Genomic DNA, 12,226 nt, shown 5'->3' on the forward strand with positions numbered 1-12,226 from the left:
AAACATGGAAAGAGAAAAAATTGTTGCTATCGTTAATGATTTTTTGATCAACGAGTTTGAGGTAGATGGTGATGAAATAAGCAATGATGCAAATCTTAAGAAGACCTTAGGATTGGATAGTCTTGATTATATTGACATGGTAGTGATCATTGAATCTAATTTCGGCGTGAAATTAGGAGAAGCAGACTTTAAAAGAATGGTCACATTTGATGACTTTTATACGACTATAGAGCATAAAATAGCCAATAAAACTGCATAACATTGGCTGAAACTTTACTTTATTAATTTCCTCAAAAATTTTACGGATAAAGGATGAACAAATGGAAAGGTAAATCTAAAGGGACAATATTAGGATATAAAATATTTGTCTACTGTATTAGAAATATCGGTATTAAAAGTTCCTATTTTGTTCTTTATTTTGTAGCGACCTATTATTTTTTATTTCTTAAAAAAAGTAATCAGTATATTTTTTATTATTTCAACAAGAGATTAAACTATGGATTCTGGAAGTCTAAACTTTCGGTATTCAAAAGTTATTTTATTTTTGGTAAAGTACTGATTGATAAAACGGCTATTTCTGTTGGATTAAGAGATCGGTTTACCTATGAATTTGATGGAATAGAACATCTTAAAAACCTTCTTAATGAAAAACGAGGAGGAGTTCTGATCAGTGCTCATATTGGTAATTTCGAAATCGCAGAACACTTTTTTGCAGATATTGATTTTGATTGCCAGATTAACCTTGTAACTACAGATCAGGAAGTTACAGTGATTAAACAATACCTTGACAGTGTTGCTGTTAAGAAAAGCAACATTAAGTTCATCTATGTAAAAGATGATATGTCCCATATTTTCGATATTAATGCAGCATTATCCAATAACGAGTTGATTTGCTTTACAGGTGACCGGTATTTTGAAGGATCAAAATTTCTTGAAACAGAGATGTTAGGAAAAAGTGCCAAATTTCCGGCAGGGCCTTTTCTGATTGCGTCAAGATTAGGTGTTCCTGTAATGTATGTGTATGTGATGAAAGAGAAAAATCTCCATTATCATTTGTATGCAAGAGTCGCACAGGTAAAAAAACGTGATGCTCAAGGGCTACTCAACTCCTATGTACAAAATCTTGAGTCTATGCTTTATAAATATCCCCTTCAATGGTTCAATTATTTTGATTTTTGGGATGATATCGATTAATTTTTCTATTTTTAGACTCGAAAACTAACTAACAAAAGCCTCAACCATTAAGATTCTTTTAGAAGTTAAGATATTTAAGTTATATTCTACTCATTATAGAGTTTGGAGCTTTTAAAATGATCCAGACAAGTTTAAAATGTTGTAAAAACAAATGGGTTTGTTACTTAATTATTTTAATCTCTGAGTGTCTTAATTTTAAAGAAACCTTTCTCCTTGAAAAAAGAATATGACATACTTGTAATCGGCAGTGGATTAGGAGGCCTTGTTTCTGCTGTGATTATGGCGAAAGAAGGTCTAAAGGTATGTGTTCTGGAGAAAAATAATCAGTTTGGAGGGAATCTCCAGACTTTTTCCCGTGATAAGCTTATTTTTGATACCGGAGTTCATTATCTGGGTGGACTGTCAAAGGGGCAAAATCTTTATCATTACTTTTCTTATCTGGAAATAATGAATGAACTGGATATTCATAAAATGGATGAAGATGGATATGATAAGATTACTTTTGATGGTGATCCGATAGATTATCCCCATGCACAGGGCTACGATAACTTTATACTTCAATTGTCAAAGTTTTTTCCGGATGAAAAAGAAAACCTCGAAAGGTATTGCGAGGGTATACAGTACGTATGTAACCATTTTCCCAGATACAATGTAACCGGAAAAGATCAGTACAATGAAGAGATTCTTCATCTCAATACCCGTAGGTTCATTGAATCCATTACTCAGGATAAAAAGCTTCAGTCTGTTTTATTAGGTTCCAATTTTCTCTACGGAGGAGATTCTGAAAATACACCTCTTTATGTCCATGCGCTTACCGTCAATTCTTGTATCCAAAGTGCTTATAAATGTATAAAAGGGGGAAGTCAGATCTCTAAGCTGCTGATCCGTAAATTAAGGGAATATGGGGCAGAAGTTCATAAACATGCTGAGGTTGCCAGAATGATTTTTAATAATGAGGATGTGTTGATTGGTGTAAAAACCAAAGGCGGAAAAGAGTATCATGCAAAACAGTTTATTTCCAATATTGAAATCCGTTCAACAATTCAGCTGATAGGAGAGGACAGATTAAAAAAGTCATTTCTTAACCGGGTTTTAAGCTGGGAACCTGTTTCTTCATGTTTCAGTGTTTATCTCGTTTTAAAACCGAGAACAATTCGCAATTTTAATTACAATATCTATCATTATTCCTCAGAAGATCTCGTATGGAATGCATATCGCTATGACAAAAAATCCTGGCCTGAAACTTATATGCTTTCTTCAACTCCTTCAAAAGCTGATCATGAATTTGCAGAAAGTTTGACAATTATCTCATATATGGATTTTGATGAGGTAGCAACATGGCAGAAAACAGTCAATACAGTTGTAGATGAACATGAGAGAGGAACGCAGTACGAGATGTTTAAGCAAAAGAAGGCAGATCAGATGATTGATGCTTTAGAAAAAAGAATACCGGATTTAAGACGATCAATTAAAAAAGTTTATACTTCTTCACCGCTGTCTTATCGTGATTATATAGGAAGTGTCGAAGGGAATATGTATGGCTATAAAAAAAGCTCAGGTACGCCTCTGAAGACTATGGTGTCGCCACGAACAAAGATTGATAATCTATTTTTAACCGGTCAATCTGTCAATATGCACGGAATTTTAGGATGTACCATCGGTGCTTTTAATACCTGTGCTGAAATTTTAGGAAAAGAATTGATTGAGGAGCGACTGACACAAATGATTAAAAATAATGATGAAGGGAAATAATATAAGATTGATCATTCGGAATGTAAAGGAGAAATATCAATCGCCAGGAATTGATTGCTCTTTATGTCGACATGGCAAGATTCGAAGAATGTTATTCTGTTTTTTCTTTTTTCTTAATCTTATTTCTTGTGGCATCAGAAAATCTATCCATCATGCCCCTGACATAAACCAATACTCATTAGATATTCCAAAAGTCAATAAAGTCAATGATTCGACTTTCACGTATAATCGAAACTATTTAACAAAAAACAGGCAACAGCTTTGGGAATTGTATATCCAGGGAAATCCTTTACAATTAGGCTATAATAATGGAGCACTGACCCAAAATCTGATGCAGAAACAGGAAGGTATTTTCTTTTCCAAGGTGGCAGGTTTTGTTCCTTCGAAATTCAAACAAAAATTATTACGCGGTTTCCTGAAATGGTATAACAGAAAAATGTATCTGAATGTACGGGAAGATTATCAGGCTGAGTTGTACGGACTATCCCGCTACTCATCTGATCAGTATAACTTTATTGCACCAAGATATTTAAGAAGCCTATACTTGCATGGGGCTCATGATATCGGACATGCTTTACAGGATCTTGCAATGGTTGGCTGTACCTCCTTAGCGGTATGGAATGAGAATACGGAAGATGGAGATTTATTGATCGGAAGAAATTTTGATTTTTTCGTAGGTGATGATTTTGCTGAAAACAAGTTGGTTGAATTTGTGCAACCTGAGCAGGGAATTTCTTATATGTCTGTAAGTTGGCCCGGAATGATTGGGGTTGTTTCAGGAATGAATAAAGAAGGGATGACCGTCACAATTAATGCGGGGAAATCCAAAGTTCCCCTCACTGCTAAAACTCCTATTTCTTTTGTGACAAGGGAAATACTACAGTATGCAAGAAATATTGATGAGGCGATTGCCATTGTGAAAAAAAGAAAGGTTTTTGTTTCTGAATCCATTCTTGTTGGAAGCGCAAATGATAAAAAGGCAGTCATTATCGAAGTTTCACCGGATAATTTCGGAGTATATGAAGCTCCGAATTCAGACAGGGTATTTTGTGCCAATCATTTCCAGTCTGATTCTTATAAAAATGATAAAAGAAATCAGAAGCATATCCAGGAAAGTCATTCTGAATATCGGTATGAAAAATTACAGGAGCTTTTGCAGGAGAATAAAAAATTGAATCCTGAGAAGATGGCTTTAATCCTAAGGAATAGATCTGGCTTAAAAGACAGGAAAATAGGCTTTGGTAATGAAAAAGCCATTAATCAACTTCTGGCTCATCATGCTGTGATTTTTTCACCTGAAAAACGTTTGGTTTGGGTATCCTCCAACCCTTATCAGCTTGGGGAATTTGTATGTTATGATTTGAATGAAATTTTTTCTGACTACAGACTTGAAAGTACTGAACTGGCAGTGTCCCAATTCAATATTGAAAAAGATCCATTTTTAGAATCGGAGGATTTTAAAAATTATGAAGAATATAAAAAGCTGAAAGTTCAGATTAATGATGTTGTTGAGAATAAAAAAGAGGTGCTTACAGAGGGACTTATTTATCATTACCAGTCTTTAAATCCTGATTTCTGGATGGTATATTACCAGATAGGAAGATATTATTATAATCGGAAAGATTATCAAAAAGCAAAAATTGAATTTGAGAAAGCTCTTACCAAAGAGATTACAACAATACCTGATCAAAATAATGTGAAGCATTACTTGAGAAAAAGCATTAAAAAAGTACCATGATTTCTAAGAAAATAAAGCTATTATTCAGTATACCGGTGATTATCATTATTGTGTATACAGGATATCTGATCTGTCAGTACCATTCGATTCCTGATAATATTCCGATTCATGGTTATAGTGAAAATACAGGTGGATCCGGGAGTAAGCTATTTTTGTTTTTTCCGATCCTATTGAACATCATACTTTTATTATTGATCTGGAGGATTATTAAAAGACCGGATAAAATCAATTTTTCTTTTGAGCTTAAAGAAGAGGATAAAGCTAAAACGTATGCCATTACACAAATGGTATTGGTCATAATCTCAATATTCATCACAGTTATCCTGACTGTTATTCTATTTTCAGATGTTGTTTTTAGTGATCTTTAAAGTCTTAGAATTAGTATTTATGAAACGTACGTTTACTTTTTTACATTTTCTTTGGGCTGATAGTCCGGGTGACCCAACTGCCAAAATGCAAATGCGAACATGTCTCCTAAGTTAGCGTATCGTTGGGCAACAGGAACATTTCCTGCATGTCCTCCTTCAAAATCTATTTTTAATAGTATAGGATTATTGGAAGAATCAGCAGCCATCAATTTAGCAGCAAATTTTACAGGTTCCCATACAGTAACCCTCTGGTCATTTATTCCTCCGGTTATAAATGTAGCAGGATATTTTACCCCTTTTGTAATATGGTGGTAGGCATCCATTTCTAATAAAGCTTTAAATTCTTTTGGGTCTTTTACACTCCCGAATTCTTTAGGTTGCCCATTAGGAGTAGCTTCTTCTCTAATCGTATTTAACGATCCTACTTCTGCAACAACTGCTTTAAATAAATCTGGTTTTTCAGTCATCGCTCTACCCACAGTGATTCCTCCTGCACTTGCTCCCCAAATAGCTACTTTATCTTTTGAAGTATACTTTTCATTAATTAGATATTCTGTACAATCAATTAAATCTCTCCAGGTATTGGGTTTTGTTTCTTTACGACCTGCTAAGCGCCATTGTTCTCCTTTTTCTCCGCCTCCTCTCACATGAGCTACGGCAACCATTCCTCCCTGATTAACCCATAATAAATACATTTTTGCAAAAAAGGGAGTATAGGATACCCCGTAAGACCCGTAACTATCAATGAGCATCATGTTCTTACCATCTTTTTTGAGGTTTTTATTGTAGATTAAAGATACCGGAACGCTTTCTCCATCCCTTACTTTTACATTAATCTCATTGACTACCACATCTTTGAATTCAGGGTATTCTGTAATAGGAGTAAGATTCTCTGGTTTAAAGGTATTGGTTTTAATATCGTATTTAAAACGCTGTTCTTCATTTGCCCAACCGGAACACGTTATCCAGATGTCAGAAAAATGAGTTCCTATGGATTCTAAACTAACATTTCCTGAAGGAAAAGGAAGTTCAATAGAAATGTCTTTTCCGTTTTTATACAGATATAATTTAGCTTCTACTCCGTTTTTGGTAGTGGTATAATAAATACCATCATTTGTTATTTCATAATTTTTAATAATTTCATCTTTTTTCTCAGAAACTAAAACTTCTGAATTTTTAAAATCCGGATGAGTAATATTTGTTTTGCATAATCTATTAAAAGAAGAATTGTAACCCGAAAGGAAAACAACCTCATTTTTCAATGCATCAAAACTTTTTGCTTTATCACCTGGGTCAGATAAGGGCTCCCAGTTTTTTTTACCCTCCAGTAAATCTTTCTTCTTGATCATATATGTTTTTCTATAGGATTGATAATCTACTATCATTCCTATATAATATTGCTGATCTAAATTAAAGCTTAAAATCATAGGGTACTGATTATCCGCAATGTTTAGATCTGGATTATTTTTAGCAGAAAAAACATCTATTGCATCCTTTGGATCTGTACCTATTTTGTATAATACGGTTCGTGTATTTTTATAAAAATCCTTAGACTTAGGATCTGTTGTAGAAAAAGCGACATATAAAAAGCCACTATTATCGTCAATCCATTTTATTCCGTCGAAACCGGCGGGTGCTGTATTTGTAATGACTTCAGGATGAATATATTTTGTTTTGACATCCATGATAATTAGATTTGCCAGTTCATTGCCCTTTTCAGACATAGAAATAGCAATTTTATTTCCGTCCCAGCTTGGACTTATGTAATTGATAACAAAAGCATGGCTTTCTCCATTGCTCTTTTTATACATAACGGGATCATAAAGCAATTCTTCCTTTCCGGAAAATGTATCACGGTAATAGAGTTTGTATGCTTTTTCATCTCCTTTTTTCTTTAAGTAAAAATATTTATTATTACTTGTTATATTCAGGTTAGAAACAGAATATCCCTGTCTTTTATCAAGTTCTAATCTTTTCTCTAAATAATAATTTTTTTTAGGAATGAGATCAAGAACAGAATTAGTGTATGCAGTCTGAGACTTCATCCAATTAATAGTCTGGGGATCATCTAGATTTTCTAAGTTTCTATAGTCATCTACTACTTTAGTTCCAAAGTACTCTTCAGCAACAGGTGTTGAAATAGCTGAATTCGTTTTTTGAGCATTGATGAATATAGATAATAAACAGGTAATAATAAATATTCTTAATTTCATTAGCGTCTAAATTATTGTTGCCCTATAGTTTCGCGAATTGTGGGATCCGTAGGGTCATTGTCTCTGCCAAAGTTACCATTTCCGCCAATAATAGTTTTCATACTACTAATTTTTATTAGTTGTACTTTTTTTAACGACAATTTCTTGTTGTCCTGATTTTGCTTTTTCATAATTGTTTTTGGTGTTTTAAATTACCTGACAAAGAAAGTATTTTTTCCTGGACGAAACACGTAATATACCTATAGATTTATAAAATTATAAGGATGTTTTATTTGTAATGTGTTTGTTTTCAGATTTTTATGAATGTAAAATATTCGTTTTCAATTATCTGGTTTTTGACTAATAAAAATGTAAATTTGTAGGATATTCACGAAATAATGAAATATAATTACTTTTTTTTACTCTTTTTCTGTAATTTATTTTTCGCTCAAAATAAATCGACGGACAGTTTAAAAACATTGGGTTATGATAAGCTGAAGAATAAGTTTTATGGGTATTATGAAAATGAAGATACTCTGAAAACAAAAAAGGTTGCTGAATACTATCTGCAAAAAGCAAAAAAAGAGAAAAACAATCTTCAGATTGCGGAAGGTTATATATTAGTGCATTTTAATGAAGATTTTCCTACTGCTTTAAAATATATTGATAGTCTTGCTATTATTACCAAAGATGTAAAAGGAAATTTATATCCTACCAGGACATACTTGATGAAAGGGAATTTATATTTTAAGCATGATTATTTAAAGAAAGCATTAGACAATTATGTTATTGCTTTACAATATGCTAAAGAGCAAAAAAATGAGAAGCAGATTGCTTATGCTAATATAAATATTGCCTATTTAAATAGTTATTTGGGCAAATATGAAAAGGCTGCCAAAACATTTAGATATTACTTATATAATTCTAATAATATAACCAACGAAACCCAACATAATCAAATACGGGTAAGCCTTATTAATTGTTATCTTGAGCTTAATAAATTAGATTCCGCTAATATTTTAATTAAAGAAGGAAAGGCATCTACATTTACAAGTAAAAGCAAATATAGTGTTAATCAATATTCCTATTTTACGGGGTATTCTTATCTTAAACAGAAAGAGTACAAATTGGCTATAGGTGAGCTGTTGAAGGCCTATAACTTTTTTTCCAGTATCAATGATAATAATGAGAACTATGCACTCTATAGTTTGGGCAAATCGTATGATGGTTTGAATGACAAAGCAAAAGCAGTACAATATTTTACACAATTAGATGCTAACGTACAAAAAACGAATAAAACTTTTCCTCAATTACGAGAGGTATATACTTATATTATAGATTATTATAAAAGTATTAATGATCAGGAAAAGCAACTTTATTATATTGATCGTTTTTTAAAGGTGGATAAGAAGCTGGATGAACAATTCGAATATCTATCAACAGAATTGTACCAAAAATATGATACCCCTAATCTTTTAGAGGAAAAAGAACGGATTATCAGTAGTTTAGAAAATAGGAAAATCATTTTGTATGTTTCTCTTGGGCTGTTATCTATAGTTTTATTATTACTTTCTTTATTATACTATAGATCAAAAAAAATAGAAAAGAAACATAGAAAAATTGCTCACGATTTAATTGAATCTATTGAGAAAAGAAGTCTTGAAATACCTGAAAATAAGGTGGATATCGTTCCGCTTCAAAACGCCGAAAAAGTTGACATAGAAGATAAGGTAACGAAAACGACTCCTGAAGATGTAACACAATTTATTTTAAAAGAATTAAAGATTTTTGAAACAAAAGAACTTTTTCTAAAGAAAGGGATTACATCAGCCAGCTTAGCTAAAAGTATAAAAACCAATACTACCTATTTATCAGAGGTTATTAATACACATAAAGGAAAAAACTTTGCGGGTTATCTTAACGATCTTCGAATTGATTTTGCATTAAACAGGTTAATTAAAGACAAAAAGTTCCGGTCATACAAATTATCTGTCATTGCAGAAGAATTAGGATACAATAATGAGCAGGCATTTTCTTTGGCCTTCAAGAAAAAAACAGGTACTACACTCTCTATTTATATCAAGGAAATTGAGAAAACTAACCGATCTTAAATAAGTGTTAATTATCTGTTTTTTAAATATTTAAATATTATTTTTTATAAATTTATACCTATAAATTTATAAATCTAAAATTCTTATAATTTTTTTCTAGTATGTTCTTGTGTAAGTTTGTTTCAACAAATGACACAACGATTTATCTTTTATATATATCGTATAAAATGTGAATCAGAATATTAAATTGAACATATGACGATTAAGGTATCTATTACTGCATTATTCTTTTTAGGACTAAACACACTTTTCACTGCGCAAAGTATTTCCGGAAAAATCACCAATAATAAGGGAGAGGCAATTCCTTATGCGGAGGTGTCGGCGGAATATCAGAAAGAGAAATTTTATACTATTACGAATGCGAGCGGAAATTATACTTTAAAGGTATCTAAGAATAACGATTATACTTTAAATGTTTTTAACAATGGAGCAAAAGTATACACGCATTCACTTACTGTAAAAGGTGATATAAACAAAGATGTAATCATTAATGAAGAAGTAAAAGAAAAAGAAATTCAAGGGGTTGTTTTAACTTCAAGAAAAAAGATAATAGAACAGAAAGTTGATAGAATGGTTTTTAATTTAGAAAATTCTATTGCTTCTCAAGGAATGAGCGGAGCAGACGCATTGAGAAATACACCTCTTATAAGAATGGATGATCAACAAGGTGTTTCAATTGTTGGTAAAAGTGGAGTAAGTGTTATGATTAATGGTAAAATGCTTAACCTTTCCGGAAGTGAGCTGACAAACTATCTGCAATCTTTACGTTCAGATGACATTTCAAAAATTGAAGTGATCACCACACCACCAGCAAAATATGAAGCACAAGGAAATAGTGGATTGATTAATATAATTCTGAAAAAGAATACCAATTTCGGATGGAGTGGGAGTTTGAATACATCATATCAGAGAAATACAAAAGATGGTTTCAGAAATGGAGTAAATATAAATTACCGTACGAATAAATTAAATTCATCATTAAAGTTAAGACATTATGATAATGGATATTCGCCGGTAGGAAGCAGAGACCTTATAAGTGATGTTAATAAAATATTCACAGAAGAAAAAAGAGAAGACAGAACATATGGTTTAGGTTTAAATTATAGTCTTGATTACGAGATTAATAAAAACTCTAATATAGGTGTGATCTATGATTATGGAAGTTCCAGATATACAATGGATTCTCGTAATAGAAGCCGCTACTTTACAGGTTTGGTACCTGACTCTACTTTGAATACTCATGCCATGCATAAATGGATGACTCCTACTCATACTTTGTCTGCCTATTATGATTTAAAACTGGATACTTTAGGAAAAAAACTAAGTGTTGTAGGTAATTTATTAAATAATCAGCCAAATAAAACGAATGATTTTGTTACTACAAACCTTTTAAATTTAAATGAATCGATTGTACGGAATGAGAGTTTATTAAAGTACAACGTATTTTCTGGACAAGCAGATCTTTCATTACCATATGATTGGGGAACCGTGGAAACAGGAGGAAAATATACTTTTCTGAAAAATAAATCAAATGTAGGGTATTATGAATATTTGTCTGGACGATATGTGATCAACCCGGAAAACAGTAATGTATTTGATTATGAAGAGCAGAACTATGCATTATATGCAAGCCTTGAGAAGAAGTTTGGAAAGAAATGGGTTGCAAAAGCAGGTTTAAGATATGAATACACTACGTTGGAGGGTACTAATGATGATGGTCAAAATAACATTAAAAATAATTATGGAAAGTTTTTCCCATCGTTATATATAAGTTATAATCCTAATGCAAATCATTCATTGTCTGTCAAGTATTCCAGAAGAATTACCAGACCGGATTTTCAGTCGCTTAATCCTTTTAGATGGTATACGAACCCTTACATCTATTATACAGGAAACAGTTCATTGCAACCCTCATTCAATGATAATGTTGAAGTAAGCTATACTTTTAAAAATAAACTTACAATTTCGGCATATAATCAATATACACAGAACGGGTACAGTAGTATTGCAAGGTTGTTAAATGGAGTCTACAGTAATAGAGTGGAAAACAGTTATGATCAGAATAAAATTGGGCTAAACCTTACCTATTATGATACCTTTTTCAAAGTTTGGGAATTTTCAGCAAACATGAATGCTTCTAATGGTCGAACGAGTCCATTAATCCCTGAGCTTCAGGAAATATCTGTGAACTCTTTTCTGTATTCATTTTATAATACCATCGCTGTTAATAAATCTAAAACGGTATTTGTTATGCTAAATTTCTGGCACTCTCTACCATTTACTTTTGGCAGCACCTATGTTAAAGATCAATTGGAGTTTTCTCCTGGAATAAAAGCTTCCTTATTTAATAAGCAACTTCAGTTGAGTGCAGTATTGAGTGATGCTTTCAGGACGGTTAAAAACAATGGTTATACAGAGTATTCGGGATATAGAGAAAATTTTAATCAATACAATGATTATAGAAGATTCACTTTTAGTCTTACCTACATTTTCGGAAATAGTAAGGTAAAAGGAGCTTCAAAAAGTATACGGTTTGATGAAAAAAGCCGAGCAAATTAGACTTTCATTAGAATAAAAAATAAACGCGCGTCAGGAGTATCTCGAAAATCCATAAAAGAGTAGAGAACTAACTTTAAAATTAAATAAAATGAAAACAAACAAATTTTCAGCATTGCAGTTAAACAAAAAATCAATTGCAAAATTAAACGACGGTCAGTTAACTTCTGTAAAAGGAGGGAATAGAGGTAATCAATTAGAAGCAGACTGTACTAACGGAGGTATCACTTGCTCAACTGCAGGATCTACTGTTATCATCAAAGATCAAGTATCTTAATTACTTTTTTATTATCAAATCATCAAATCGGAGTATCT

Annotated in this window: 9 protein-coding genes; 8 read left to right on the forward strand and 1 reads right to left on the reverse strand. The window is 32.2% G+C overall.

Annotated features, from left to right (window positions below; translation table 11 throughout):
* The first annotated feature begins 4 nt into the window (after positions 1 to 4).
* The 5 genes from CJF12_RS15690 to CJF12_RS15710 all read left to right on the forward strand — a co-directional run bounded on the left by CJF12_RS15690 (position 5) and on the right by CJF12_RS15710 (position 5,052).
* Positions 5 to 259 (forward strand): acyl carrier protein, encoded by a 255-nt coding sequence (locus tag CJF12_RS15690; RefSeq protein ID WP_034684251.1) that lies wholly within the window; start codon positions 5 to 7, stop codon positions 257 to 259.
* A gap of 53 nt (positions 260 to 312) precedes the next feature.
* Positions 313 to 1,194, forward strand: a complete 882-nt coding sequence (locus CJF12_RS15695) for an LpxL/LpxP family acyltransferase (RefSeq protein WP_034684229.1) — start codon at positions 313 to 315, stop codon at positions 1,192 to 1,194.
* Positions 1,195 to 1,407: 213 nt separating this feature from the next.
* Positions 1,408 to 2,946, forward strand: a complete 1,539-nt coding sequence (locus CJF12_RS15700) for a phytoene desaturase family protein (protein WP_034684232.1) — start codon at positions 1,408 to 1,410, stop codon at positions 2,944 to 2,946.
* Between the two features lie 88 nt (positions 2,947 to 3,034).
* Positions 3,035 to 4,684: an acyl-CoA--6-aminopenicillanic acid acyl-transferase gene (locus CJF12_RS15705; protein WP_034684234.1), complete on the forward strand. Its 1,650-nt coding sequence runs from the start codon at positions 3,035 to 3,037 to the stop codon at positions 4,682 to 4,684.
* Positions 4,681 to 5,052, forward strand: a complete 372-nt coding sequence (locus tag CJF12_RS15710; protein WP_034684236.1) for a hypothetical protein — start codon at positions 4,681 to 4,683, stop codon at positions 5,050 to 5,052. Before CJF12_RS15705 ends, CJF12_RS15710 begins: the two co-directional genes overlap by 4 nt.
* 32 nt (positions 5,053 to 5,084) lie before the next feature.
* Here CJF12_RS15710 and CJF12_RS15715 read toward each other — a convergent pair whose 3' ends face one another.
* The gene (locus CJF12_RS15715) at positions 5,085 to 7,265 is read right to left on the reverse strand and encodes a prolyl oligopeptidase family serine peptidase (protein WP_034684237.1); all 2,181 of its coding nucleotides are present in this window, start codon (positions 7,263 to 7,265) and stop codon (positions 5,085 to 5,087) included.
* A gap of 377 nt (positions 7,266 to 7,642) precedes the next feature.
* Here CJF12_RS15715 and CJF12_RS15720 point away from each other — a divergent pair, with 377 nt between their 5' ends.
* From CJF12_RS15720 to CJF12_RS15730, 3 genes are all read left to right on the forward strand, one after another.
* Positions 7,643 to 9,355 (forward strand): helix-turn-helix domain-containing protein, encoded by a 1,713-nt coding sequence (locus CJF12_RS15720; RefSeq protein ID WP_034684238.1) that lies wholly within the window; start codon positions 7,643 to 7,645, stop codon positions 9,353 to 9,355.
* 195 nt (positions 9,356 to 9,550) lie between these two features.
* Positions 9,551 to 11,914, forward strand: a complete 2,364-nt coding sequence (locus CJF12_RS15725; RefSeq protein ID WP_034684239.1) for an outer membrane beta-barrel family protein — start codon at positions 9,551 to 9,553, stop codon at positions 11,912 to 11,914.
* 88 nt (positions 11,915 to 12,002) lie between these two features.
* Entirely contained in the window at positions 12,003 to 12,188 is a 186-nt protein-coding gene (locus CJF12_RS15730; protein ID WP_095591180.1) for a class I lanthipeptide, read from the forward strand.
* Positions 12,189 to 12,226: the final 38 nt, after the last annotated feature.

The organism is Chryseobacterium piperi, assembly GCF_002285635.2.
In the GTDB taxonomy this organism is placed as follows: domain Bacteria; phylum Bacteroidota; class Bacteroidia; order Flavobacteriales; family Weeksellaceae; genus Chryseobacterium; species Chryseobacterium piperi.